Origin of the sequence: Microbacterium meiriae (assembly GCF_032364335.1) — a bacterium.
Taxonomy (GTDB): domain Bacteria; phylum Actinomycetota; class Actinomycetes; order Actinomycetales; family Microbacteriaceae; genus Microbacterium; species Microbacterium meiriae.
The window spans coordinates 291,792-316,105 of record NZ_CP133984.1 but is presented as its reverse complement, the minus strand read 5'-3'; the positions used below and the strand labels follow the sequence as shown (position 1 = coordinate 316,105).

Genomic DNA, 24,314 nt, shown 5'->3' with positions numbered 1-24,314 from the left:
ACCATGAATCCCACGCCGCGGCTCGAACCCTCTCTCGTTCCCGACGCGGCGGACCCCGACGCGGTCTACCTGACGTTCGTGGAATGGGCGGAGTCGACCGGCATCCGCCTCTACCCCGCGCAGGACGAGGCGCTCATCGAGATCGTCTCCGGCGCGAACGTCATCCTGTCCACGCCGACGGGCACCGGAAAGTCGCTCGTCGCGGTCGGAGCCCACTTCGCGGCGATGGTCGGCGGCCGCCGCAGCTACTACACGGCGCCGATCAAGGCCCTCGTCAGCGAGAAGTTCTTCGCGCTGGCAGAGGTGTTCGGCGCCGAGAACGTGGGGATGGTGACGGGAGACTCCGCCGTGAACGCGGACGCCCCCATCATCTGCTGCACCGCCGAGATCCTCGCGAACCTGGCCCTGCGGCAGGGTGATGCCGCCGACGTGGGCCTCGTCGTCATGGACGAGTTCCACTTCTACGGCGACCCGGACCGCGGGTGGGCCTGGCAGGTGCCGCTCCTCGAGCTCCCCCAGGCCCAGTTCGTGCTGATGTCCGCCACCCTCGGCGACGTCACCACCCTCGCCGCCGACCTGACGCGTCGCACAGGACGGGAGACCGCCTCGGTCACCGGAGTGGAGCGCCCGGTCCCGCTGCACTTCTTCTACGAGACGACGCCCATCCACGAGACCATCGACGACCTGCTGAACACGGGACAGGCCCCGGTCTACATCGTGCACTTCTCGCAGGCGGCCGCCATGGAGCGGGCCCAGGCCCTGTCGAGCACGAAGGTCGCGACGCGTGAGCAGCGGGACGAGATCGCCGCCCTCATCGGCGGCTTCCGCTTCACGACGGCGTTCGGCAAGACGCTCTCCCGCTTCCTCCGGGCCGGCATCGGCGTGCACCACGCCGGCATGCTGCCCAAGTACCGCCGACTCGTGGAACAGCTCGCCCAGCGCGGTCTCCTCCGGGTCATCTGCGGCACCGACACCCTGGGCGTGGGCATCAACGTCCCCATCCGGACCGTGCTGCTCACCGCGCTGACGAAGTTCGACGGCACGCGGATGCGCCAGCTCAACGCGCGGGAGTTCCACCAGATCGCGGGCCGGGCCGGACGCGCGGGCTACGACACCGCTGGTACCGTCGTCGCCCAGGCCCCGGAGCACGAGACCGAGAACCTCGCCGCGATCCGCAAGGCCGGCGACGACCCGAAGAAGAAGCGGAAGATCATCCGCAAGAAGGCCCCGGACGGGTTCGTGTCGTGGGGAGAGCCGTCGTTCCGGAAGCTCATCGATGCGACGCCGGAGACCCTGACCTCGCACATGCAGATCACCAGCGCGATGCTGCTCAACGTCATCGCCCGGGGCGATGATGTGTTCGGGAACGTCCGCCGGCTCGTCTTCGACAACCATGAGCCGCGCGCCCGGCAGCGTGCGCTCGCCCTCCGCGCCCTCGCGATCTTCCGGACGCTCCGGGAATCGGGCGTCGTGGAGACGTTCGACACGGGCGTGCCCGGAGCACCGAAGGGGGTCAGGCTCACGGTCGACCTGCAGCCCAACTTCGCGCTCAACCAGCCGCTGTCCCCCTTCGCCCTCGCGGCGTTCGATCTGCTGGACCCTTCGACAGGCTCAGGGACCCAGGAAGGCTCAGGGACCCGCCCTTCGACAGGCTCAGGGACCCAGGAAGGCTCAGGGACCCACCCTTCGACGGGCTCAGGGACCCAGGTGGGGACGAGGTCGTACGCGCTGGACATGATCTCGATCGTCGAGGCGACGCTGGACGATCCGCGCGCCGTGCTCAGCCAGCAGGAGTTCCTCGCGCGGGGCGAGGCGGTCGCCGCGATGAAGCGCGAGGGCATCGAGTACGACGAGCGCATGGAGCTCCTCGAAGGGATCACGTACCCGAAGCCCCTGGAGGAGCTCCTCGACGCGGCCTTCGAGACCTTCAGCGCTGCGCAACCGTGGATCCGGGACTTCGCCCTGCACCCGAAGTCCGTCGTCCGTGACATGTACGAGCGGGCCATGTCGTTCGGCGAGTACGTCGCGTTCTACAAGATCGCCCGCTCCGAGGGCGTCGTCCTGCGGTACCTGTCGGACGCGTACCGCGCCGCCTCCCAGACGATTCCCGAGGAGCGGAAGGACGAGGACCTCCACGACCTCATCGCCTGGCTCGGCGAGCTCGTGCGCCAGATCGACTCCAGCCTGCTCGACGAGTGGAGCGAGCTGACCGCAGGGACCGCCGCCCGCGGCGAGACCGACGAGCCGATCGTCCCGCCCGCACCGAAGCGCCTCACGAGCAACACCCGCGCCTTCCGCACGCTCGTCCGCAACGAACTCTTCCGGCGCGTGCAGCTCGCCGCGCGTGAGGACGTGGATGCGCTGGCCGAGCTCGACCCGTCGTTCGGCGCCGCCGCCTGGTCGGACGCGCTGGATGCGTACTTCGCCGAGCACGACGACATCGGCACCGGACCGGACGCCCGCAGCTCCCGCATGCTGCTGCTCACCGAGGGTCCGACCGCGTGGTCGGCGCGGCAGATCATCGACGACCCTGCCGGCGACCACGACTGGGGCATCAGCGCCACCGTCGACCTCGCCGCGTCCGACGAGGCGGGCGAGGCGGTCGTCACGGTGACGGCGGTCGACCGGCTGTGAGCGATGCGGGCCCCGTCAGGCCTGCATGACCGCGAGCACGTTCCCCGCCGGGTCGCGGAACCACGCGATGTCCGGCCCCTGCCCGTTCCCGCGGACGATGCCGCGGGAGTCCGACGGGAACTCGTCGTCGCCGTAGATCTTCGTCTGCACGCCGCGCTCGTTGAGCTCCTCGACCGCGGCGTCGACGTCCTCCACCGGGAAGTTCAGGATCGTGAAGCTCGCCGGGGTGTGGTTCGGTTTCGCGTAGACGAGGATCGACCCGCCGCGGGGCAGGCGCAGATCGAGGAACCCCATCGCGTTGACCTCGACGTCGAGCCCGAGGGTCGTGCCGTAGAACTCTTTCGCCGCGTCGATGTCGTCGACGCTGAAACCGCTGAACGCGTTCTCCGCTGTGAAGGCTGCCATGCCCCCAGCATCCGCCTCTCCCAGGCAGATGTCGAGAGGGGCCGTCGGACGGGCGCCGAGGCGGTCAGGGCGCGGCCGACACCGAGCCGCGTTCGATAATCCGGATCCGCGCGCTGAGCGTGACGTCGCGAGCCGGCTGCCCTTGCAGCTGGTGCACGAGCTCGTCGACGGCCGCCGTACCCAGTTCCTGCAGCGGCAGCTCGAGTGCTGTGAGCGCCGGTGTGAAGTACCCCGCCATCGGGAGGTCATCGGCAGAGAGCAGCGAGACCTCGTCCGGAACGCGTCGGCCACGAACGTGCAGCGCCTTCATCGCCCCGATCGACTGCGGGAGGGTCCCCGCATAGATCGCCGTGACGTCGGGGCGCTCCTCCAGGATCTGCTCTACGGCGCCGTACCCGCCGGCCTCCGAGAAATCCGCGTGCACGACCAGCGGCGGCGGAGCACCCGCCTGTTCCGCCGCGGCGGAGAATCCGCGTTCGCGCTCGCGGGCGGGGCTCAGATCTCCGGGGCCGGAGATGTGGGCCATTCGGCGATGTCCGAGTCGGTGCAAGTACTGGAACGCGACGCTGCTGGCGAGCCGCAGATCGACGGTCACGTTACGACCGGACTCCGGCACAGTCCGGTTGACGAACACGTGCGGGATGGCGGCGAGGCGACCGGATTCGACCAGTGGATGATTGCGTCGCGCGCTGGCGATGAGGAGCCCGTCGACGCGACCCGCCGCGACCAGGTCGGTGAAGTCGGTGCCGGCATCCGTCTCCTCGGTGTCCTCGGCCAGCAGCACCACGTAGCCGAGCTCGTGGGCCCGCTGGTAAGCGCCGCGCGCGATCCTGGCGTACACCGGGTTCGTGAGATCGGGGATGAGAAGCGAGAGAGCGCCCGTCGTCGAGGCCGCAAGAGCGCGGGCCCCGGCGTGCGGGGCGTATTGCAGCCGCTCAGCCGCCTCCAACACCCGCTCGCGAGTGCTCGGGCGCACGTTGAGCGTCTCGTCACGGCTGAGAATCCTCGACGCGACGGACTTCGTCACGCCGGCGAGGTTCGCGACGTCGATCAGTCGGACCCGTCCACGGCTCGGGGATGAATCAGGCACGCGCCATCTTCTCATGCAGGGTGCGTCGGGGAACGAGACGCCTCGTCCCCCGACGCACCGGTGTCAGCGCAACCGGCGGAGTCAACTGTCTCGGCTGTAGTCCACGTACACGGTCTTACGCTGGGTATAGCGCTCGAACCCGTGATGCCCGTCATCGCCTCCGAGGCCGGACATCTTCCACCCGGTGTGGAAGCCGGCGACCTCCTCCGGCCCGACGCGGTTGACGTACACCTCCCCGAAGGCCAGATCGTCCGTGGCCTGCATGGCGGTACGGATGTCTGTGGTGTAGACGTAGGCGGTCAGCCCGTACGGCGTGGAATTGGCGAACTGGATGACTTCCTCATAGTCGTCGAAAGGCACGATCGGCAGCACGGGCCCGAAGACCTCCTGCTGCACGATGTCCATGTCGTTCGAGACCCCCGTCAGCACGGTCGGCGCGAACCAGAAACCGGGGTCCTCGTCCATGCCCTCGGGCCGACCGCCGCCGACCTCGACCTGCGCACCTGCGGCGACGGCGGCTCGTACCATCTCGTCGACCTTCGACCACTCCTCGCCCGAGACCTTCGGCCCCATCTGGGACTCGTCGTCCATCGGGTCGCCCACGCGCAGCCCGCGCACCTTTTCCACGAGCTGTGCGACGAACGCGTCGAAGACGGAGCGGTGGACGTAGGTGCGCTCGTTGCACGTGCACACCTGTCCGCAGTTCATGAACCGGGCCTCGAACGCATCCTCCACGGCGCGCGGCAGATCCGCGTCGCCGAACACGATGAAGGGAGCCTTGCCCCCGAGCTCGAGCGAGACCGGGATGACCTTCTTCGCAGCGCGCTCGAGGATGTCGATCCCGGCTCTCGTCGACCCGGTCACCGTAATCATCGCCGTCTCCGGGTGGTCGATCAGCGCTGTCCCGACAACGCTTCCACGACCCGTGAGCACACTCAGCAGCCCGTCCGGCACCCCCGCCTGCTGGCAGATACGGCCGAGCGCGAGGGAGGAGAGCGGCGTCACGTCACTGGGCTTCACGATGATGGCGTTCCCCGTCATCAGAGCCGGCGCCACCTTGCGCGCGAAGATCGCGGCCGGGAAGTTCCACGGGATGATGGCGACGACGACGCCGAGGGGCTCTTCCCTCACGATCAGCTGCCGTTGCGCCGCCGACGGGGTGACGACTTCACCCTCCGTGCGGTACTTCTGGCTGAGCGCGAAGTCGAAGAAGGCGACGACCCCCTGGATCTCGCCGCGCGCCTCGGTGATGGTCTTGCCCTGCTCGGCGACGACGAGAGCGGCGAGCTCCTCGGCGTTCTGCTCCACGAGGCGGATGACCTCGGCGAGCACCGCGGCGCGCTCCGCGACGGGGCGGCGCGCCCACTCGCGCTGTGCGCCCACGGCGGCGGCGACGGCCTCGTCGACGTGGCTCGCATCCGCCGAGGGTACCTCGGCGAAGACGGCACCCGTCGCGGGGTTGGTCACGGGACGAGTGGCCGCGGCGGAGCGCCAGCTGCCGCCGACGAGCATTCGGGGCTTCTCCCCGAGGAGGCAGCCCTCGCCGAGGATCGGATGTGCGGTGGTGATGGTCATGCGTGCTCCTCGTGCCTGATCAATTGAAGTAGGTCCCGCCCTCGACGTTGAACGTCTGGCCGGTGATGTAGTCGGATCCGGGGCCGGCGAGGAAGATCGCCATCGGCACGATGTCGGACGGGACGGAGGTGCGCCCCAGCGGGATGGTCTCGCCGATGCCCTGGAAGGTCTCCCCCTCGGCCTTACCGGTGATCGCGCCGAACTGCTTGTCGACCTCCTTCCAGTACGGGGTGTCGACGACGCCGGGCGCGATCGCATTGACGTTCACGCCGTGCGGCGCCAGCGCGAGCGCGACCGACTGGGTGATGGAGATCACCGTGGCCTTCGAGGCGCAGTACGCGGTGACGAGCGCCTCGCCGCGGCGTCCGGCGACCGAGGCCATGTTGATGATCTTGCCGCTGCCCTGGCGGCGCATCGGCTCGGCGGCCGCCTGCGAGAGGAAGAACAGTCCCTTCACGTTCACCGCGAAGATGCGGTCCCACTCCTCGGGCGTAGTGTCCCAGACGGCCTTGATGAGCCCGATCCCCGCATTGTTGACGAGAATGTCGAGCCGGCCGTGATCGGCCACGATTCCGTCGACCAGCGCCGCGGACGCCGCGGGGTCGGCCACGTTGAGCGCGCGGGCGGATGCCTGCCCTCCCGCCTCGTGGATCTCGCGCACGACGGTCTCGGCGCCGTCGAGATTAAGGTCGGCGATGACGACATGCGCGCCCTCCGCCGCGTAGCCGTGGGCCATGGCGCGGCCCATGCCGGAGGCGGCTCCGGTGATGAGTGCGATCTTGCTGTCGAGAGACGACATGTGGGTTCCCTTTCTGAAGGTCCTGGGATGGATGGTCAATGATCTCGGCGGCGGCTCAGGAGCGTCTGCACGATCATCGCGAGCACGAGGAACACGCCGGTGAACAGATCCTGGAAGTAGGCGTTGAGCGACCCCATCTGGTTGATCAGGTTGTCGATCATGGCGATGAGGAGCACCCCCGAGAGTGCGCCGAGCATGGTGCCGACGCCGCCGGTGAGGAGCACGCCGCCGATCACGGCGGCCGCGATGGACTTGAGCTCGTAGGTGGAGCCGAGACTGGCGACGCCGGACGAGAGGCGCGACGCGAGCAGCGCGCCGGCGAGGCCGGCGAGACCGCCGCTGATCGTGTAGACCTGGATCTTCACGCGCGTGACGTTGACCCCCATCATCCGCGCCGCCTCCTCGTTGCCGCCGAGGGCGAACATACGGGAGCCGAACGATGTGCGATTCAGCACGACGGCGGCGACGACGAAGGCGATCAGCAGGATCCAGACCAGGTTCGGCAGGCCCAGCACGGTGCCGTTCGCGATCGACGTGAAGAACCCGCGTTCGATCACGATGCTGGAGCCGGCCAGCGCCACCGCGATGCCATTGACGGCGAGGAGGGCAGACAGGGTGATGATGAACGGTGCCATGCGCGCCTTGCCGACCAGCAGCCCGTTGATCAGCCCGAGGCCGATGCCGGCGGCGATCGGTACGAGCAGGGCCGCCAGCCAACCGGCCGGGGCGGCCAGCGCCGCCAGCACCGTGCCGAGCCCGATCATCGAGCCGACGGACAGGTCGATGCCGCCGGTGATGAGCACGAAGCTCTGCCCGATGGTGATGAGGCCGATGAAGCAGGCCGCCGTGACGATGTTGGCCGCGTTGTCGATCGTGCCGAACGTGGGCGACACGACCGCAGCGACCACGGCGACGGCGACGAGCACGCCGACGATACCGTACCGCTGCAGGCCCGCCGCCCAGCCGGGCCCCGCGCTCTGCGGACGGAGTCCCCGCCGCGGGGCTTCCTGTGTCGTCGCGGTCATCGCGCGTCCTTCCCTGCCCGCTGCAGGAACAGGGCGACCACGATGAGGACCGCCTTGAGCACCTGCGCGTATGCGAAATCGAGGTTGTTCATGATGAACGTGGTGTCGATCACCTGGAGGAACAGCGCCGCGGCGACCGTTCCGCCCACGTTGATGCGGCCGCCGGCGAGCGGCGTGCCGCCGATCACCACTGCCGCGATCGCCGTCAGCTCCAAGTGGATGCCGATGAAGCTCGGGTCCGACGCACCGATGCGGGCAGAGACGAAGACCCCCGCGAGGCCGGCCAGCCCCGCACTCAGGGTGTAGATCGTGATGAGGGTCCGGTTGCGCGGTGTGCCGGTCAGATGCGCGGCGGCGCGGTTCGATCCGGCGAACAGCGCATACCGGCCGAACGTGGTCTTCTTCACCAGCAGCCAGATGAGCACCGCGATCGCGGCGGCGATCACGGCCACGCCCGGGATGCCGAACAGGACCGCGTTGCCGAGCCAGCCGAACAGCCCATCGCCGGGGATGGGGCTACGCGCACCCCCGGAGAGCGCCTGGGCGAGCCCCCGGACGGCGACCAGCAGGCCGAGGCTGGTGATGAGCGGGTTGATGCGCAGGTACGCGATCATCGTGCCGTTCAGCGTGCCGACGGCGGCCGCGACGAGCACGCCGGTCAGCAGCGCGACGACCTCGCCGTAGCCGAGGTACAGCGCGAGCATCGCCGACGACAGTGCCATCATCGATCCCACCGACAGGTCGATGCCGCCGGTGCCGATGGCGAGCGTCTGCCCGACGGCGATCAGCACGATCGGAGCGACCGCGAACAGCACGTTCTGGAGCGTCGCGGCGGTCGCGAACCCGGTGGTGGCGATGAGGTTGAAGACCACCAGCGCCACGAGGGCGAGGTAGACGGTGTACGTGCGCGCGAGATGCGCGGCCTTCTGGGTCGGCGTCCGCTCCGGGACGACCACCGTTGTCGTCGTCGTGAGGGTCATGCACTCTCTCCTGTCAGGGCGGGGGATGCCGCCGAAGCCGCGGAAAGGAGCCCCACGACGTCGGCCGGATCGACGGACAGCGGGTCGAGCTCGCCCACCACCGCGCCTTCGCTGAGCACGATGAGCCGATCGCACAGAGACAGCAGCTCCTCGGTCTCGCTCGACGTGACCAGCACGCCGATGCCACGGTCGGCCAGCGAGCGGATGACGCGGTGGACCTCGGCCTTCGCGCCCACGTCGATCCCGCGGGTCGGGTCGTCCAGCAGCACGATCCGCGGCTCGGTGGCGATCCACCGGGCGAGCAGCACCTTCTGCTGGTTGCCTCCGGACAGCTCCGCGACCGGCTGTTCGGGACCGGCTGCCTTCAGGCGCAGCTCCTCGGAGAACCGGGCGACGATGTCGCTCTGCTCCCGAGGCCGCACCACGCCCAGGGTCGAAAGACGCGGGAGGACAGCGGCGGTGAGGTTCTCGCGCACGCTCAGCCCGGGGAAGATCCCCTCCCGCCGACGGTCCTCCGAGAGGTAGGCGATGCCGCTGCGCAGCGCGCGGGCCGGGGACCGGCGGGCAAGAGTCTCGCCGCCGAGCCTGATCTCCCCTGCGTCGGGTCTGATGGCCCCATACACAGCCTTGCAGACCTCCGTGCGGCCCGAGCCCAGCAGGCCCAGCAGGCCGACGATCTCGCCGCGCCGCACGTCGAACGACACATCGTGCAGCCGGTTGCCCCAGCTCAGCCCGTCCACCTCCAGCACCGGCGGCCCGGCCCGCAGCTCCTCGACGCGCCGGCCGTGGGCCTCGGGATCCCGGTCGGTCTCGTTCAGGCGGATGCCGCCGAGCATCGCGCTCACCAGCTCCGCGGGCGGGAGTTCGGCCGGAGTGCTCTCCACCACGAAGCGCCCGTCGCGCAGCACCGTGAAGCGATCGCAGAGCTCGTAGAGCTCCGACATGCGGTGGCTGACGAGCATGATCGCCAGGCCCTCGTCACGGAGCTGACGCACCACCCCGAACAGGATGTCGATCTCGGCGCCGTTCAGGGCCGAGGTCGGCTCGTCGAGGATCACGGCCCGCGCGTCGAAGGCGACGGCACGCACGATGGCGACCATCTGCTGCATCCCGAGCGAGAGGGAGGACAACTGCGCCTTCGCCGAGATGGCGAGCCCGAAACGGTCCAGAATGGCCTGGGCCTGCGCGACCGCGGCGCGCTTGCGCAGCAGGCCAGCCCGGCGCGGCTCACGGCCGAGGAGGATGTTCTCGGCGACCGTGCGCTCCGGGATGAGGTTCACCTCCTGGTACACGGTGCTGATGCCCACGTCCTGCGAGTCCTTCGGACGGTCGAAGCGCACGGGGCGTCCGTCGAGGAGCACCTCGCCCGCGTCCTGCTGGTAGAACCCCGTGATGATCTTGATCAGGGTGGACTTGCCGGCGCCGTTCTCGCCGTTAAGTCCGTGGACCTCCCCGGCGCGCAGCGCGAGCGATGCGCCCTTCAGTGCACGGATGCCGTTGAAGCTCTTCGTGATGTCACGGGCCTCGAGGATCACGTCCCCCGCCTGTGAAGTCATGTGCTCGTCCTCTCGCTGCACGCCGGGATGGGTCAGTACGCTCGACCGGAGTCGAGCGCGTCCTGAGCGTTCTTCTCGGTGTAGAGCTCGTCTTTCATGATGATCTCCTGCGCCACGTCGTCCCCCGCGAACCACTTCGCGAGCAGGTCGAGCGCGGCCGGGCCGAAGCGCGGGTTCGTCTCGACGATGGCGGCGATGTCGCCGGAGGCCACGTGGCCGACGGCCTCCCTCGTGCCGTCGATCGAGACGACCTTCACGTCCTCGCCCGGGGTGAGCCCGGCCTGGGTGATGGCGGTGAGTGCCCCCAGAGCCATGGTGTCGCTGTGGGTGTACACCGCGTTGATGCCAGGGTTGGATGACAGCAGCTGGGCGAGCACGTCCTGGGCTTCGCTGGTGGCCCAGTTGCCCGTCTGCTGCGCGACGATATCGATGCCGTCCTCGTTCTTCACGGCCGTGTCGAAGCCGGTGGTGCGGAGGGTCGCCACATCGCTGCCCGGCGCTCCCTGCAGCTCCGCGACGGAGCCCTCGCCGCCCAGGGCTTCGATCATCGCCTCCCCCGCTCGCTCGCCCTGCCGCTCGAAGTCGGAGCCCATGAACGAGATGAAGTCGGTGCAGGGCTCACCGGCGGTCTCGCGGTCGATCGTGATGACCGGGATGCCCTTGCTCTTGGCCGCCTCGAAGGCGCTCTGCAGACCCGTGGCGCTGATCGGCGCGACGATGAGCGCATCGACGCCCTGGTTGATCATCGACTGGATATCGCTGAGTTGCTTCGCCTGGTCGCTGTTGGCGTTGGTGTAGACGAACTCGGCGCCCGCCTCCTCGACCGACTGGCGCACCGAGGCCGTCTCGGTCGCGCGGAAGGGGTTCTGTTCGTTCTCCGACTGGGAGAATCCGATCTTCATGTCCCCGAGCTCTTTGTCGGAGGGCGTGGGGTTCGTGCACGTCGCCTCCGAGGCGCTCTCGACCACCTGCTCGGTGCCCTCGCCGTTCGCAGTGGCGGAGCCTTGGTCGTCCAGGGGCTTCGCACATCCGGTGACGGCGAGGAGGATTCCTGCGGCCAAGGCGGCCGCGGTGATGATGCGGTTCGATTTCATGACATCTCCTTTGATCATTCGTGAAAAAGTCCGCCGCGACGGCGGTCGACGCGGTCAGGCTCGCAACGTCGCGAGCTTGTCGAAGTCGAGGTCGAGACCGTGGCCCGGGCGCTCCGGTGCGGTCACGGCGCCGTCGACGATGGGCATGGTCTCGCTCAGGTACGACTCGAGGCTGAACCCGTGCGCTTCCATGTAGGTGCGGTTGGGCGCTGCGGCGAGGCAATGCACGGTGAGATCGTGCACTCCGTGACTGGTCACGGGGAGGTTGTGCGCCTCGGCGAGGGAGGCGACCTTGCGAAAGACGGTCATCCCGCCGCAGTTGCTCACGTCGGGCTCGGGATAGGTCACGGCACCCGCGTCGATCGCGGCACGGAACTCGTACAGCGTATGGAGGTTCTCGCCCGCTGCGATCGGAAGACCGCCGGATGCGAGAACGCGTGCCTGCCCGGGGAGGTCGTCGGGGATCACGGGCTCCTCCAACCACACCAGGTCGAACGCGCGGAGTTCGCGGGCCGCGGCGATGGCACGGTCGGCCGACCACCTCATGTTGGCGTCCACCATGAGCGGGAAGCCGTCGCCAAGGTGCTCGCGCATCGCCTCCACTCGGAGGAGGTCCTCACGGAGCTCGTCCCGCCCGACCTTCATCTTGATCGCCCGGAACCCCTGGGCACGGAAGGCATCGGCCTGAGCGAGGAGCTGCGGCACCGAGAACTGCAGATCGATGCCGCCCGCATAGACGGGCACCTCTGGGTCATAGCCGCCGAACACCCGCCAAAGCGGTTGACCCAGCCTTCGTCCCTTGAGATCCCAGAGCGCGATGTCGACGGCGGAGATCGCGGAAGTGACGTGCCCGCCCCGCCCGGCGTAGTGCAGGTGCCACCACATCTTCTGCCAGAGCGCCTCGATGCGATCTGCGTCCTCACCGACGAGGACATCGCACAGGTACGGGTCGACCATTCGGGCGACCGCGTGTCCTCCGGCGTTGACGGTATATGTGTACCCCATGCCGGTGGCACCGTCGGCATCCGTCACGCGGACGACGACGAGTTCGAAGTCGTCCATATCGCCGTGGGTGCTGTCCGAAAGACGCGTGGTCAACGGCACCCGATACAGGTCGGTACGGACTTTGGTGATCTTCGCCATTGATGAGTACTCCGGGTCGGGGGCCGTCATGACCCGCTAGAAAACCGATTTCCTAAACATACACACTTCCGCTACTGTTGCCAACACCCCGCCCGGCCGCACAGCGGACGAGCCAGCGTCACGAAGGAGAAGACGTCGGATGAGGATCGTCATCACAGACTGCGACCACGATGCCATCGCCGAAGAGCGAAGGGTCGCCGAAGCCCACGGCGTCGACCTTGAGCTGTTCCAGTGCCGTTCGGAGGACGACGTGATCGCTGCAGCCGCCGGTGCGGACGCCATCGTGGTGCAGTACGCGCCCATCACCGCCCGTGTTCTCGACGCGCTGCCCGGCCTGCGCGCGATCGGCCGATACGGTGTCGGTGTCGACACGATCGACGTCGCCGCGGCCACGGCCCGGGGCGTCGCCGTGTGCAACGTGCCGGACTACGGGACCGAGGACGTCTCAGACCATGCGATCGCCCTCGCCCTCTCGCTCGTCCGCGGAGTGACCGAACTCGATCGCCGGACCAGGGCGGGCTCGTACGGCCTCAGCGAGGTCAAGCCGCTGCACCGTATCTCCGCACTGACGTTCGGCGTGGTCGGCGTCGGCCGGATCGGAACCGCCACCGCGCGCAAGGCCGCAGCGCTGGGATTCTCAGTGCTCGGCCACGATCCACGGCCGGATACGCGAGTCGGCGATGTACGGCTGGTCGGGTTTCACGAGCTCCTGCGCGAAGCCGACGTGGTGTCGCTGCACGTGCCGCTCGATGAGCGCACCCGGCACCTGATCGATGACGGAGCACTGAGCCAGATGAAACCGGGCGCGGTACTGGTCAACACCTGCCGAGGTGGTGTCGTGGACACGGAGGCGCTGGTGCGGGCCTTGCGGAGCGGCAGAGTCAAGGCCGCCGCACTCGACGTGTTCGAGCAGGAGCCGCTGCCGCGGACGAGCGCGTTGCTGCAGGTGCCCTCGGTGGTGGTGACCCCGCACACCGCCTGGTACAGCGAGGAATCGGAATCGGAGCTCAAGCGACGCGCCATCGAGAACGTCGTGGACTACTGCGCAGGACGCGATCCGCGCGACCTGCTGAACCCGGAGGTGCGCTCGTGATGGAGACGACGATGAAAGCTGTGCTGTGGGACGCTCCTGAGCGGCTGCGCGTCGCCTCAGTTCCCCGGCCTTCCTCCGCTGACGGGGAGTCGCTCGTGCGGATCGAGTTCACCGGCCTCTGCGGCACAGACTTCTCCATCCTGCACGGCTCCCACCCCCGCGCGACGGCACCGCTGATCATGGGGCACGAGATCGTCGGACGAATCGTCGACAGCACCGACGAACGCCTCCGGGACCGCCGCGTCGCCGTGCTGCCGCTCCTGAGCTGCGGGGCGTGCGCTCCCTGCCGCGCGGGACACACGCATGTGTGCGAACGCCTCGGGCTGTATGGCATCGATGCACCCGGCGGTCTCGCCGAGTTCGCGGTCTTCCCCGACGACCGACTCTTCCCGCTGGACGACGCGGTGTCGGCGACGGTCGCCGCCCTCGTCGAGCCGCTGGCTGTCGCCGCGCACGCCGTGAGCCGGTCCGGACTGACCGGCGGCGAGACTGTCGCCGTCTTCGGCGCCGGTCCCATCGGCATCCTCACCGCCCTGGTCGCTCGACATCGGGGCGCGGAGAAGGTGGTGGTGGTCGAACCCAGTTCGGAACGAAGGACTGTCGCTGAGCAACTGGGGTTCCCGACGCTGCCGGCAGGCGAGACGGCGGCGGACGATGTGCGTGCCCAGCTCGGTGGTCGCGCGGATGTCGTGTTCGACACCGCCGCCCACCCCTCCGTCGCCCTTCGGCTTCCCCATGCCGCAGCCGTGCGCGGCACCATCGTGCTCGTCGGCGTGTACAAGCAGCCGACCCCGTTCGACCTTCAGGCGGTGACCTTCGCCGAGCAGTCGGTCGTCGGCGTCCGCGTCTACACGACCGATGATTTCCGCGATGCCGTCGAGCTCATCCGGAGCGACGCCCTCGGCCTCGACCGGATCCCGGTGGCCATCTTCGAACTCGATCGGGCGTCAGAGGCGTTCTCCGCAGCGACCTCGGCGGGCGCCGCACTGAAGGTGCTGGTCGGAGCGGGTTCAAAGGATGCGGAGGGCGGGCGGTGAGCATGGCGTCGTTCCGGCTGGACGGACGGACAGCCGTCGTGACAGGAGCCTCGCGCGGCATCGGAGCGGCAGTCGCGGAGGGGCTCCTGCACGCCGGGGCCAACGTCGTGACGATGCAGCGCGGCGCACCCGATCACAGGCTGCAGCACGTTGCCGAGGAGCACGGCGGTGCATTGGCCGCCGTGTCCGTCGACCTGGCATCCACGGCGTCCATTGCGCAGGCGATCGACGACGTGCGCGTTGCGCACGACGTGGACATCCTCGTCAACAATGCCGGTGTTCAAGCCCGCCACGATGCTGTCGATTTCCCGCTCGACGAATTCTCCACGCTCCTGGACGTCAATACTCGCGCGGCCTTCCAGCTCGCCCAGGGATTCGGCGCCGGCATGCTGCGGCGCCGCTACGGCAAGATCGTGAACATGGCCTCCCTGCTCAGCTTCCAGGGCGGTCTGCGCGTCGCCGCCTACGCGGCATCCAAAGGAGCGGTGGCGCAGCTCACCAAGGCGCTGTGCAACGAGTGGGCGCCGCGCGGAGTCAACGTGAACGCCGTCGCGCCCGGCTACATCGGCACCGACATGAATCGAGCACTGATCTCCGACGACGCCCGCAACCTGCAGATCCTGGAGCGCATCCCGGCAGGCCGCTGGGGCACTCCGGAGGACATCGCCGGTGCCGTCGTCTTCCTCGCGTCGGATGCCGCCGCCTTCATCCACGGAACGGTGCTGCCCGTCGACGGCGGCTGGTTGGCACGATGACGGCGAGGTCGACGTCCATGGCTGTCGAGGCCGTGGACGTCGTGACCCTGGGTGAGACCCTCGCTCTGTTCCGCTCGGCCGGCCTCGGGCCCCTCGCCCACAACACCGCCTTCACCCTCAGCATCGGAGGGGCCGAGAGCAACGTCGCCGTGGCGATCTCCCGTCTGGGCGGCACCGCAGCGTGGTGCGGACGGGTGGGCGCAGACACGTTCGGCGATCTCATCCTGCGCGAGCTCCGCGCCGAGGAGGTGAGGGTGCATGCAGTGCGGGATCCGGAAGCCCCGACCGCTCACATGGTGCGGGAGATGCGCACTCCGTCCCTCGCCCGAGTGTCCTACGCGCGCACGGGCAGCGCCGGTTCCCGCATGACCGCGTCCGACCTGCCTCTCCCGACGATCCGCGCGGCCCAACTCCTGCACATCACCGGCATCACTCCCGCACTGTCGCCACGTGCACACGACGCTGTGCTCTACGCCGTCGCGGAGGCCAGAGCGCACGGCGTGACCGTGTCGTTCGACGTCAACCATCGCGCGTCGCTGTGGGGCCCCACCGAAGCGAGGCCGGTCTACCGTCGTCTCGCCCGCGATGCGGACATCGTCTTCGCCGGGGAGGATGAGGCCAAGCTGCTCCTCGACGGCGACGGTGATCCAGATCACCTCGCCGGTGGTATCGCCGCCCTCGGACCACGGGAGGTCATCATCAAGCGCGGCGCGGAGGGGTGCACGGCTCTCATCGACGACGAGCCCCATCGTGTCGGGGCCGTGCCGATCGATCCGGTCGACACCGTCGGGGCGGGGGACGCCTTCGTCGGCGGGTACCTCGCCGAGCGGGCCGCCGGCCGGACGCCCGCCGAGCGGCTGATCACAGCCGCCGCGGCCGGTGCCTTCGCCTGCCTCAACCCCGGCGACTGGGCGGGGCTGCCCCGTCGCTCCGAGCTCGCGCTCCTCTCCGCCCCGGATCCCGTCCTCCGGTGAGCATCCGCCTCCGCACGCGCCGTGTCGAGCCCCTCTCACACGGCCGCTCGGACGAGCCTGCCCACGAGGTCGACGTAGTCCACCCCGGCCGCCGCGAACATCCGCGGCACCTGGGAGGCGGCGGTCAGCCCCGGCATCGTGTTCACCTCGTTGAGCACAGGGCCCTCGTCCGTGAGGAAGAAGTCCATCCGGGCGACGCCGTCGCACCCCAGGGCATCGAACATCGCGATCGCCGCGCGCTTGAGCGCCGTCGTGGCGGCTGTATCGAGCTGCGCGGGAACCGTGAAGCGGGCCGTGCCGTCGTACTTCGTCGCGGTGTCGAAGAGCCCGGGCGCGTGGATCTCCAGGGGCGGGGCGGCCCACCGCACCCCGCCCTTCTCCCGCAGCACGGCGACGTCGATCTCCCGTGCGTGCACGACCTCCTCGACCAGGATCCGCCGGTCGAACCGCGCTGCCCCCCGCAGCGCCGTGAGCAGGTCGCCCTCCTCCGTCACCAGGCTCACGCCATGGCTCGAGCCGGCCGTGACCGGCTTGACCACGACCGCGCCGTCGAACTCCACATCGCCGATGTCCTCCGCGGCGACCAGTCGCCCCCTGGCGGTCCGCAGCCCCACGGCCTGGGCCACCAGCTTCGTGGCCCATTTGTCCATGCCGATCGCCCCCGCCCCCAGCGCGGAGCCGACCACGGGGACCCCGGCGAGCGCGCACAGCGCCGCGAGGGCGCCGTCCTCCCCGAGCGCCCCGTGCACGGCCGGGAACACGACGTCGCTCGCCGCGAGCAGCGGCAGGGCCTGCTGCAACGATGCCGCCGGACTCACGCCGGGCGGGATGCCGTCCGCGCGCCACACGCCGTCGCGATCGATCGTCACGGCCGTGACGCTGTGTCCGCCCAGCCGCAGCGCCGCGGCGACCGCCGCGGCCGACGCGAGCGACACCTCGTGCTCCGGGTTCTGTCCCCCTCCGATGACCAGGACCTGCTTCGTCATGCGACGCTCCTCCTCACTCGCGGGCCGATGCCCGTGACGATGGTGTGCGGGATCGTGCCCGCCCACCGTGCCCAGTCCTGCACCGACGGCACTGCGCCGCCGTCCGGCCCGAACACCGACGCGACCGCTCCCCGCGGGAGCGCCCTCCCCCCGGTGTCGACGACGATCTGATCCATCGACACCCTCCCGACGATCAGGTGCCGTTCCCCTCCGATCTCCACCCCCGCACCCGGCCCGACCTCCCGCGGGATGCCGTCCGCGTACCCGACGCCCACGACGCTCAGGTGCGTGGCCGTCGCCGTCGTGTGCGTGCCCCCGTAGCCCACGACGGTTCCGGCCGGCACGGCGGCGCTGTGCACCACGGGCGCGGTGAACCGGGAGGCCCCGACCAACGACACCGTCTCGGACGGGTCGATCCCCACGAGGGCGGCCCCCACCCGCACCATGTCGAAGTGCGTGGCGGGGTCCGTGAGAGCCCCCGACGTCGCCGCGAGGTGCACGAGCAGCGGTCCGAACCCGGCGCGCAGGACCGCGTCCCTCCCCTGGCGCATCCGCAGCACCGCGGCCGCGTTCGCCCGCGGATCCGCGGCGTCCGCGCAGGGGAGGTGCCCCATCACCCCGACGACATCGATCCGTCCACGGGCCGCCCTCGCCGTGCGCAGCAGAGTGTCCCAGTCCTCCACGGGGCACCCTCCGCGCGCCATCCCGGTGTCGAGGTGCAGGTGCACCCGCACGGAAGCTGTGGCATCGGCCGCGAGCTGGCGCAGCTCCTCGACGGAGCCCACCGCCACGTCGACCCCCGCAGCGGCCGCGAGCGGCGCGTCGATGCCCGCCGGATGCAGCCAGGCGAGGATCGGCACGCGCAGGCCGGCCTCGCGCAGCGCGACCCCCTCGGCGACGTCGGTGACCCCGAGCCACTCGGCTCCCGCGGCCACGGCGGCGGTCGCCACCGCCACTATGCCGTGACCGTAGGCGTCGGCCTTGACCACGGCCATGACGGGAACCGCAGCGGCGGCCCGCACGCGGCGGAGGTTCTCGGCGACGGCGCCCGGAAGAGTGGACAGGGTCGGTGCGTGCAGGCGTGACAGGGTCGCCCCCTCCGCGAGCACGGCGGTCATCGCTGCATCCTCGGGTCTTCGGTGGCATCGGCGTACTGTGCCGGGCAGCCGTCCTCGACGGCCTCCGGTCGCAGCTCGTAGTGCCAGGATTCGTTGGCGTAGGTCTGGCAGAGCCCGTAGCGCCACCCGCGCTGGGCGAGCCAGTCGAGGGTCGGAAGCGGACCGAGGTCGACCGCGTCGCCGGAGACGTGCGCCGAGGTCTCGGCGGTCGCCACCCAGCGACGTGCCTCCTCCTCCGAGCCGTAGTCGTCGATCGCGTCGCGGAGCAGCTGCTCCTGCAGCGTCGCCGACCGCCATCCGCTGTTCACCAGCAACGTGACCCCGTCGGCCTCGGCATCGGAGGCGGCACGCTGGAGGGCGTCGAGCAGCGCGGGGTCGAGGTTGCCGACGGCGATCCTGTCGACGTCGAAGACCGTCGGCTGATCGCCGTCGCGGATCACGCCGTCCGCCTCGCTCGGGGCGAGCACCGATCCGGTGGTCGGCGGATGCGGATCGGTGTCGGAGCCGGAGGAGCCGGTGGCGGCGGGAGTGACGATCGGGGCGGTCTCGGCGAACGCGGCCGACAGCGACTGCTGCACGGCGACGGCGGCGACCACGGCGAGTGCCAGCACGGAGGCCGTGGTGGCGATCCGCCTACGGCGCCGTGCCCGCACGGCTCGGGGGGTGTGGAGGTCGTTCATGCTTCCAGTGAAGAGAGGACGCGGTTGCCAGGGCGTATGGCGTTTTCCATACACCGCCGATATGCCGCACTGCGTAGGATCGCTGCCATGCGTGTGCTGATCGTCGAGGACGAGCCCTACCTCGCCGAGGCGGTCCGCGACGGGCTGCGGCTCGAGGCGATCGCGGCCGACATCGCCGGCGACGGCGACACCGCGCTGGAGCTGCTCGGCATCAACGCCTACGACATCGCCATCCTCGACCGCGACGTGCCGGGTCCCTCCGGCGATGACATCGCGCGCTGGATCGTCGCCTCGGGCAGCGGCATCCCCATCCTCATGCTCACGGCCGCCGACCGCCTCGACGACAAGGCCTCCGGGTTCGAGCTCGGCGCCGACGACTACCTCACCAAGCCGTTCGAGCTGCGGGAGCTGGTGCTGCGACTGCGCGCCCTGGATCGCCGCCGACAGCGCGCGCGACCGCCGGTGCTGGAGATCGCCGGTCTTCGTCTCGACCCGTTCCGCCGCGAGGTCTACCGCGACGGCCGGTACGTCGCCCTCACCCGCAAGCAGTTCGCCGTGCTGGAGGTGCTCGTCGACGCCGAGGGCGGGGTGGTCAGCGCCGAGGAGCTGCTGGAACGTGCGTGGGACGAGAACGCCGACCCGTTCACGAACGCCGTCCGCATCACCGTCTCCTCGCTGCGCAAGCGCCTCGGCGAGCCGTGGCTGATCCTCACGGTGCCCGGCGTCGGCTACCGGATCGGAGCCGACGCGGATGCGTAGGCGGCGGGGGATGAGCGTCCGCCTCAAGCTGACGCTGAGCTACGCGGGCATCGTGGTCGTCTCCGGCCTCCTGCTGCTCGGGGCCGTCGCGCTCTACCTCCTGCGGTACGTGCCGGATGTGCAGATCCGCTACGACGAGTTCTTCATCCCCAACCGCTCGGATCTGATCCGAGTGTTCGTACCCGTCGCCGCGATGGTGATGGTCGCCCTGCTCGCGATCGGCCTCGGCGGCGGGTGGCTGCTCGCCGGACGGATGCTGGCCCCGCTCGACCGCATCGGCGACGCGGCCCGACTCGCGGCCCAGGGCTCCCTCTCGCACCGGATCCGCATGGAGGGACCGAGCGACGAGTTCCGCGATCTCGCCGACGTCTTCGACACCATGCTGGAGCAGCTGGAGGCGCACGTCTCCGAGCAGCAGCGCTTCGCCGCGAACGCCTCGCACGAGCTGCGGACCCCCTTGGCCATCTCGCAGACGCTCCTCGACGTGGCCCGCACCGATCCCGACCGCGACGTCGACGCTCTCATCGACCGGCTCCGCGAGGTCAACACGCGTGCGATCGACCTCACCGAGGCGCTGCTGCTGCTGAGCAGGGCGGATCAGCGCACCTTCCCGCGGACGCTCGTCGACCTGTCGCTCCTGGCCGAGGAGTCCGTCGAGGCCCTCCTCCCGCTCGCCGACCGCCGCGGGGTCGAGGTCGAGGTCTCCGGCGTCCCGGCGACCGTGCTCGGCTCCTCCGCCCTGCTGCCGCAACTGGTCATGAACCTCGTCGCCAACGCGATCGTCCACAACCGGGGCGACGGCGGCGGCGCCGTCGCGGTGCGCACGCACTCCCTCCCGGACGCGGTGGCCCTCGTCGTGGAGAACACCGGTGCGGAGCTCCCCGCCTCCCAGGTCGCGACGCTCGTCGAACCCTTCCAGCGCGGCACCGAGCGCACGCGGGGAGCGGAGCACGCCGGGGTGGGCCTCGGCCTCGCGATCGTCCAGCGCATCACCCAGACACACGGCGGCACCCTCGTGCTGACCCCCCGCACCGGCGGAGGCCTCATCGTGACCGTCTGGTTCCCGCACCCCTATCCCGGCTGACCCGGCTTTCGAATCGCGCGATTCGCCCTGTTTCGGCTCCGGATAGAACCATTCAGGCGATTCGAACGGAGTCGAACGGGCGTCACCAGGGGCTGGGCTCGTAGTCCTTGAGGAAGACGCCGTGGATGTCCTCGCCGGCCTCGCCGCGCACGATCGGGTCGTATACGCGGGCGGCGCCGTCGACCAGGTCGAGCGGGGCGTGGAAGCCCTCCTCCGCGAGCCGGACCTTCGTGTAGTGCGGGCGCTCGTCGGTGATCCAGCCGGTGTCGACGGCGGTCATGAGGATGCCGTCCGTCTCCAGCATCTCCCCCGCGCTCGTACGGGTCAGCATGTTCAGCGCGGCCTTCGCCATGTTCGTGTGCGGGTGGCCTGGACCCTTGTAGCGCCGGGAGAACTGCCCCTCCATCGCGGAGACGTTCACGACGTACTTCCGGCGCGACGGCGACGCGGCCATCGACGCCCGCAGCCGGCTGATGAGCAGGAACGGCGCGGTCGTGTTGGCGAGCTGCACCTCGAGCATCTCCAGCGGATCGACCTGATCCACGGACTGCACCCAGCTGTTGACGCGGTTCACGTCCGGCACGAGTCCGCCCGCGTCGATCGCCGTGCCGTCCGCGTGCTTCTCCAGCGAGGACGAGCCCGGTGCCATCGCGAGCCGTGCGAGGTCTTCCGCGGTGAGCGCCTGTCCCCCCTGCTCTGCGACCGTGCCCCCGAGCGCGGCCACCGACAGCAGCGGGTGCGAATCGACCGAGGCCTGCAGCGCCTGCGGGTGCGGGTCGACGGTGTGCCCGAAGGTCTCCATCTCCGGCAGCGGGCCGTCCGGCAGCGGCTGGAGCTCCGCGTCGGCGAGCAGCGAATAGGCTCCCGGCGAGCGGCGGACCGTCTGGGCGGCGTTGTTGATGAGGATGTCGAGGGGCCCCTGCGCGGCGACCGAGTCGGCGAGCCCGATCACCTGGGCCGGGTCGCGGAGGTCGATGCCGACCACGCGCAGCCGGTGCAGCCAGTCGCCCGCATCCGGCAGGGCCGAGAACCGGCGCACCGCGTCGCGCGGGAATCGGGTGGTGATCGTGGTGTGCGCACCGTCGCGGAGGAGGCGCAGCGCGATGTGCATGCCGATCTTCGCGCGGCCGCCGGTGAGTAGAGCGCGCTTGCCGGTGAGGTCCGTGCGGGCGGTGCGCTTGCCGTGACTGAACCGCGCGCAGTCAGGGCAGAGCTGGTGGTAGAACGCGTCGACGAGCGTGTACGGCTGCTTGCAGATGTAGCAGTTGCGCGGCTTGAGGAGCTCGCCGGCGATGGGCGCGTCCACCACGCTCGTGGCGAGATCGTTGCCGCGCGTCTCGTCGTCGATGCGGTCGGGAGCGCCGGTGGCGGTGCGAGCCACGACGGCCTTGTCCGCCTCGGCGATCGCGTCCCGGATCTCCTTGCGCCGCACGCGCTTGACCGCCTTGAACATCGCCGCGGTCGCGTGGCGCACGGCCACGAAGTCGGGGTGCTCGTTGTCGATCGTGTGCAGCTCGGCGAGGACGCGCAGCGTCGTGGCGAGGTCGTCGGGGTCGATGCCGGGGCCCAGGTCGGGAGTGGCGTCGGGCGCGTCGGTCATTAGGCCGATTTTACGCGACAGTCCTGGGGGTCTCCTGCCGTGTGGGGTGCCGGGAATCGTGCTGCTCATCGTCGGGGCACGTCGCCGACCCGGCGCCTCCCGTGGCGAATCAGCCGACTAGCACTCGCACGGCCACCGCTGCCATGGCTCCCGCCGTCCTCGCGGAACGGCAGCGGGTCTCCTGCTCTGTCCGATCCCCGGCGTAGGGTCGACGCATGAGCAGCGCAGAATCCTTCCCGCACCCCGGCGTCGTCCCCTCCTACCTGCTCGCGCGCCTGGCCGAGTCGGGTCGCTTCCCCAAGGCCGCGGCCGCCGCCCGGCAGACGCTCACCGCCGGGCGCCCGCCCTTCCGCGCCCGCATCGACCTCTCCATCGACGAGAACGGCGACCTCGTCGCGCAGCTCTCCGATGCGCCGAACCGCACGATCAGCGACGCCGGCAACACGCAGCAGCTCCCGGGGGCCGTGGTCCGCACGGAAGACGACGAGCCGGTCGCCGACACCGCCGTCAACGAGGCGTTCGACGGCCTGGGCGCGACGTTCGAGATGCTGCTCTCCGCGTTCGGCCGCAACTCGCTCGACGACGCCGGCACTCCCCTCGACGCGACCGTCCATTACGGCGTCGACTACGACAACGCGTTCTGGGACGGCGAGCGCATGGTGTTCGGCGACGGCGACGGCGAGGTGTTCCAGCACTTCACCGGCTCGCTCACTGTGATCGGGCATGAGCTCGCCCACGGCGTCGTGCAGCACACGGCGAACCTGGAGTATCAGGGTCAGCCGGGCGCACTGAACGAGTCCGTCGCCGACGTGTTCGGCGCCCTGACCGAGCAGTACGCGCTGGGGCAGTCCGCCGACCAGGCGAGCTGGCTCATCGGGGCGGAGATCTTCACCGACGCCGTGGAGGGGTCGGCTCTGCGCTCCATGATCGCGCCGGGCACGGCCTACGACGACGATGAACTCGGGAAAGACCCGCAACCCGACCACATGAGCGGGTTCGTGCGCACGACCGAAGACAACGGAGGCGTGCACATCAACTCCGGCATCCCGAACCGCGCCTTCGCCCTCTTCGCCCTCGACCTCGGCGGCAACGCCTGGGAGCGCGCCGGCACGGTCTGGTACCGGGCGCTCACCGGCGGCCTGTCGAGCACCGCGAACTTCACGGACTTCGCCGACGCCACGGTCGCCGCAGCGGCCACGGTCGATCAGGAGACGGTCGCCGCGGCTCGACGCGCCTGGACGACCGTGGGAGTCTATGAGGATGACCGAGGACCCGACGCCGCCTGACGCCCCCGTCGTCATCGCCGTCGTGCGCTCGGGAGGGCTCGCCGGCATCCGTCGCCAGTGGCGCGTGGAGGCCGAGCCGCCGGACGCCGAGGAATGGATCGGCCTCATCGACAGCTGCCCCTGGGACGACGACGTCGACACGGAGCCGGGGGCCGACCGGTTCGTGTGGAGCATCCGCGCCCGCACCCCGTCCGAGCGCCGGGAGCGGGAGCTGCCCGACTCCGCCGTGGACGGTCCGTGGCGCGCCCTCGTCGATGCCGTGCGGGAGGCCGCTCGCGACGCGTGAGCCCGCGGTCGCAGATTCGCACTCCCGTCGCACGAGCCCGCCGGATCCCTGCGACCTCGGTGGGAAACGGCGACCTCGCGCCGACCGGGGGCCACAATGGACGCATGGGACTCTTCCAGCAGCGACCCGAGGAAGAAGAGAAGCAGTGGGGACTCCCCTCTGAGCCTCTCGAGACCTCGGCCGCAGACACGCTCGACGCCGCGCCGGCGCTCGACCCACTGACCCTCGGCCTCGACACCCCCTCCTCGGTGAGCTCGATCGTGTTCCCGGTCGCCCCGCCCGCTCCCGAGGCCGAGAGCACCGCGAACGCCGACCCCGAGGACTGACGCCCGCACGGCGTCGCTGTTTCCCGCTG

At 70.1% G+C, this 24,314-nt stretch carries 23 protein-coding genes; 10 read left to right on the top strand and 13 right to left on the bottom strand.

The features are described from left to right. The first annotated feature begins 3 nt into the window (after positions 1 to 3). A complete protein-coding gene (locus RI211_RS01475; protein ID WP_315638179.1) occupies positions 4 to 2,634 on the top strand; it encodes a DEAD/DEAH box helicase in 2,631 nt (876 codons plus the stop codon). A gap of 15 nt (positions 2,635 to 2,649) precedes the next feature. Here the strand turns inward: RI211_RS01475 and RI211_RS01470 are convergent, their stop codons facing one another. From RI211_RS01470 to RI211_RS01430, 9 genes are all read right to left on the bottom strand, one after another. Then, complete coding sequence (locus tag RI211_RS01470) at positions 2,650 to 3,039, bottom strand: VOC family protein (RefSeq protein WP_315638180.1); 390 nt, start codon at positions 3,037 to 3,039, stop codon at positions 2,650 to 2,652. A 64-nt stretch (positions 3,040 to 3,103) separates the two neighbouring features. Further along, entirely contained in the window at positions 3,104 to 4,129 is a 1,026-nt protein-coding gene (locus tag RI211_RS01465; RefSeq protein WP_315638181.1) for a LacI family DNA-binding transcriptional regulator, read from the bottom strand. Positions 4,130 to 4,210: 81 nt separating this feature from the next. Further along, the gene (locus RI211_RS01460; RefSeq protein ID WP_315638182.1) at positions 4,211 to 5,704 is read right to left on the bottom strand and encodes an aldehyde dehydrogenase family protein; all 1,494 of its coding nucleotides are present in this window, start codon (positions 5,702 to 5,704) and stop codon (positions 4,211 to 4,213) included. A gap of 19 nt (positions 5,705 to 5,723) precedes the next feature. After that, complete coding sequence (locus RI211_RS01455) at positions 5,724 to 6,503, bottom strand: glucose 1-dehydrogenase (RefSeq protein ID WP_315638183.1); 780 nt, start codon at positions 6,501 to 6,503, stop codon at positions 5,724 to 5,726. A 35-nt stretch (positions 6,504 to 6,538) separates the two neighbouring features. Next, positions 6,539 to 7,528, bottom strand: coding sequence for an ABC transporter permease (locus RI211_RS01450; RefSeq protein WP_315638184.1), 990 nt, complete (start codon positions 7,526 to 7,528; stop codon positions 6,539 to 6,541). After that, positions 7,525 to 8,508, bottom strand: coding sequence for an ABC transporter permease (locus RI211_RS01445; protein ID WP_315638185.1), 984 nt, complete (start codon positions 8,506 to 8,508; stop codon positions 7,525 to 7,527). Before RI211_RS01445 ends, RI211_RS01450 begins: the two co-directional genes overlap by 4 nt. Continuing rightward, on the bottom strand, positions 8,505 to 10,064 hold the full coding sequence (locus tag RI211_RS01440; RefSeq protein WP_315638186.1) for a sugar ABC transporter ATP-binding protein: 1,560 nt from the start codon (positions 10,062 to 10,064) through the stop codon (positions 8,505 to 8,507). The genes RI211_RS01445 and RI211_RS01440 overlap by 4 nt, the downstream gene beginning before the upstream one ends. Before the next feature lie 32 nt (positions 10,065 to 10,096). Next, positions 10,097 to 11,158: an ABC transporter substrate-binding protein gene (locus RI211_RS01435; RefSeq protein ID WP_315638187.1), complete on the bottom strand. Its 1,062-nt coding sequence runs from the start codon at positions 11,156 to 11,158 to the stop codon at positions 10,097 to 10,099. Between the two features lie 54 nt (positions 11,159 to 11,212). Continuing rightward, positions 11,213 to 12,301, bottom strand: coding sequence for a mandelate racemase/muconate lactonizing enzyme family protein (locus RI211_RS01430; protein ID WP_315638188.1), 1,089 nt, complete (start codon positions 12,299 to 12,301; stop codon positions 11,213 to 11,215). A gap of 139 nt (positions 12,302 to 12,440) precedes the next feature. Between RI211_RS01430 and RI211_RS01425 the strand changes: the two genes are divergently transcribed. The 4 genes from RI211_RS01425 to RI211_RS01410 are packed head-to-tail and all read left to right on the top strand — an operon-like array spanning position 12,441 to position 16,160. After that, positions 12,441 to 13,394 (top strand): C-terminal binding protein, encoded by a 954-nt coding sequence (locus RI211_RS01425; protein ID WP_315638189.1) that lies wholly within the window; start codon positions 12,441 to 12,443, stop codon positions 13,392 to 13,394. Between the two features lie 11 nt (positions 13,395 to 13,405). Beyond that, a complete protein-coding gene (locus RI211_RS01420; RefSeq protein ID WP_315638190.1) occupies positions 13,406 to 14,431 on the top strand; it encodes a zinc-dependent alcohol dehydrogenase in 1,026 nt (341 codons plus the stop codon). A 2-nt stretch (positions 14,432 to 14,433) separates the two neighbouring features. Beyond that, positions 14,434 to 15,186, top strand: a complete 753-nt coding sequence (locus tag RI211_RS01415) for an SDR family oxidoreductase (protein WP_315638308.1) — start codon at positions 14,434 to 14,436, stop codon at positions 15,184 to 15,186. Between the two features lie 17 nt (positions 15,187 to 15,203). After that, positions 15,204 to 16,160, top strand: coding sequence for a sugar kinase (locus RI211_RS01410; protein ID WP_315638191.1), 957 nt, complete (start codon positions 15,204 to 15,206; stop codon positions 16,158 to 16,160). Between the two features lie 35 nt (positions 16,161 to 16,195). On the opposite strand, the gene RI211_RS01405 is transcribed toward RI211_RS01410, so the two are convergent. Genes RI211_RS01405 through RI211_RS01395 form a run of 3 tightly spaced genes read right to left on the bottom strand, consistent with a single transcriptional unit; the run spans position 16,196 to position 18,944 of the window. Beyond that, positions 16,196 to 17,146 (bottom strand): D-alanine--D-alanine ligase family protein, encoded by a 951-nt coding sequence (locus tag RI211_RS01405; protein ID WP_315638192.1) that lies wholly within the window; start codon positions 17,144 to 17,146, stop codon positions 16,196 to 16,198. Further along, on the bottom strand, positions 17,143 to 18,264 hold the full coding sequence (alr, locus tag RI211_RS01400) for an alanine racemase (RefSeq protein ID WP_315638193.1): 1,122 nt from the start codon (positions 18,262 to 18,264) through the stop codon (positions 17,143 to 17,145). The genes RI211_RS01405 and alr overlap by 4 nt, the downstream gene beginning before the upstream one ends. Beyond that, positions 18,261 to 18,944: a M15 family metallopeptidase gene (locus RI211_RS01395; protein ID WP_315638194.1), complete on the bottom strand. Its 684-nt coding sequence runs from the start codon at positions 18,942 to 18,944 to the stop codon at positions 18,261 to 18,263. Before RI211_RS01395 ends, alr begins: the two co-directional genes overlap by 4 nt. An 87-nt stretch (positions 18,945 to 19,031) precedes the next feature. On the opposite strand from RI211_RS01395, the gene RI211_RS01390 reads away from it, so the two are divergent. Together RI211_RS01390 and RI211_RS01385 are read left to right on the top strand one after the other, a co-directional pair. Continuing rightward, positions 19,032 to 19,703 (top strand): response regulator transcription factor, encoded by a 672-nt coding sequence (locus RI211_RS01390; protein WP_060923034.1) that lies wholly within the window; start codon positions 19,032 to 19,034, stop codon positions 19,701 to 19,703. A gap of 10 nt (positions 19,704 to 19,713) precedes the next feature. Next, positions 19,714 to 20,787, top strand: a complete 1,074-nt coding sequence (locus RI211_RS01385; protein ID WP_315638195.1) for a sensor histidine kinase — start codon at positions 19,714 to 19,716, stop codon at positions 20,785 to 20,787. Positions 20,788 to 20,869: 82 nt separating this feature from the next. On the opposite strand, the gene RI211_RS01380 is transcribed toward RI211_RS01385, so the two are convergent. Further along, positions 20,870 to 22,387, bottom strand: coding sequence for an SDR family NAD(P)-dependent oxidoreductase (locus RI211_RS01380; RefSeq protein WP_187663018.1), 1,518 nt, complete (start codon positions 22,385 to 22,387; stop codon positions 20,870 to 20,872). Between the two features lie 215 nt (positions 22,388 to 22,602). Between RI211_RS01380 and RI211_RS01375 the strand changes: the two genes are divergently transcribed. The 3 genes from RI211_RS01375 (at position 22,603) to RI211_RS01365 (ending at position 24,285) form a co-directional block, all read left to right on the top strand. Next, complete coding sequence (locus RI211_RS01375; RefSeq protein WP_315638196.1) at positions 22,603 to 23,673, top strand: M4 family metallopeptidase; 1,071 nt, start codon at positions 22,603 to 22,605, stop codon at positions 23,671 to 23,673. Beyond that, positions 23,648 to 23,959, top strand: a complete 312-nt coding sequence (locus RI211_RS01370) for a protealysin inhibitor emfourin (RefSeq protein ID WP_187663015.1) — start codon at positions 23,648 to 23,650, stop codon at positions 23,957 to 23,959. The genes RI211_RS01375 and RI211_RS01370 overlap by 26 nt, the downstream gene beginning before the upstream one ends. A 104-nt stretch (positions 23,960 to 24,063) precedes the next feature. After that, positions 24,064 to 24,285 carry a hypothetical protein gene (locus RI211_RS01365; protein ID WP_315638197.1) on the top strand — a complete coding sequence of 74 codons (222 nt, stop codon included), beginning with the start codon at positions 24,064 to 24,066 and terminating at the stop codon, positions 24,283 to 24,285. Positions 24,286 to 24,314: the final 29 nt, after the last annotated feature.

Coding starts and splice junctions, on each gene's coding strand:
- RI211_RS01475 (WP_315638179.1), top strand. CDS start 4: ATGAATCCCACGCCGCGGCTCGAACCCTCTCTCGTTCCCGACGCGGCG.
- RI211_RS01470 (WP_315638180.1), bottom strand. CDS start 3,039: ATGGCAGCCTTCACAGCGGAGAACGCGTTCAGCGGTTTCAGCGTCGAC.
- RI211_RS01460 (WP_315638182.1), bottom strand. CDS start 5,704: ATGACCATCACCACCGCACATCCGATCCTCGGCGAGGGCTGCCTCCTC.
- RI211_RS01455 (WP_315638183.1), bottom strand. CDS start 6,503: ATGTCGTCTCTCGACAGCAAGATCGCACTCATCACCGGAGCCGCCTCC.
- RI211_RS01450 (WP_315638184.1), bottom strand. CDS start 7,528: ATGACCGCGACGACACAGGAAGCCCCGCGGCGGGGACTCCGTCCGCAG.
- RI211_RS01445 (WP_315638185.1), bottom strand. CDS start 8,508: ATGACCCTCACGACGACGACAACGGTGGTCGTCCCGGAGCGGACGCCG.
- RI211_RS01440 (WP_315638186.1), bottom strand. CDS start 10,064: ATGACTTCACAGGCGGGGGACGTGATCCTCGAGGCCCGTGACATCACG.
- RI211_RS01435 (WP_315638187.1), bottom strand. CDS start 11,158: ATGAAATCGAACCGCATCATCACCGCGGCCGCCTTGGCCGCAGGAATC.
- RI211_RS01430 (WP_315638188.1), bottom strand. CDS start 12,301: ATGGCGAAGATCACCAAAGTCCGTACCGACCTGTATCGGGTGCCGTTG.
- RI211_RS01425 (WP_315638189.1), top strand. CDS start 12,441: ATGAGGATCGTCATCACAGACTGCGACCACGATGCCATCGCCGAAGAG.
- RI211_RS01420 (WP_315638190.1), top strand. CDS start 13,406: ATGAAAGCTGTGCTGTGGGACGCTCCTGAGCGGCTGCGCGTCGCCTCA.
- RI211_RS01415 (WP_315638308.1), top strand. CDS start 14,434: ATGGCGTCGTTCCGGCTGGACGGACGGACAGCCGTCGTGACAGGAGCC.
- RI211_RS01410 (WP_315638191.1), top strand. CDS start 15,204: ATGGCTGTCGAGGCCGTGGACGTCGTGACCCTGGGTGAGACCCTCGCT.
- RI211_RS01405 (WP_315638192.1), bottom strand. CDS start 17,146: ATGACGAAGCAGGTCCTGGTCATCGGAGGGGGACAGAACCCGGAGCAC.
- alr (WP_315638193.1), bottom strand. CDS start 18,264: ATGACCGCCGTGCTCGCGGAGGGGGCGACCCTGTCACGCCTGCACGCA.
- RI211_RS01395 (WP_315638194.1), bottom strand. CDS start 18,944: ATGAACGACCTCCACACCCCCCGAGCCGTGCGGGCACGGCGCCGTAGG.
- RI211_RS01390 (WP_060923034.1), top strand. CDS start 19,032: ATGCGTGTGCTGATCGTCGAGGACGAGCCCTACCTCGCCGAGGCGGTC.
- RI211_RS01385 (WP_315638195.1), top strand. CDS start 19,714: ATGAGCGTCCGCCTCAAGCTGACGCTGAGCTACGCGGGCATCGTGGTC.
- RI211_RS01380 (WP_187663018.1), bottom strand. CDS start 22,387: ATGACCGACGCGCCCGACGCCACTCCCGACCTGGGCCCCGGCATCGAC.
- RI211_RS01375 (WP_315638196.1), top strand. CDS start 22,603: ATGAGCAGCGCAGAATCCTTCCCGCACCCCGGCGTCGTCCCCTCCTAC.
- RI211_RS01370 (WP_187663015.1), top strand. CDS start 23,648: ATGACCGAGGACCCGACGCCGCCTGACGCCCCCGTCGTCATCGCCGTC.
- RI211_RS01365 (WP_315638197.1), top strand. CDS start 24,064: ATGGGACTCTTCCAGCAGCGACCCGAGGAAGAAGAGAAGCAGTGGGGA.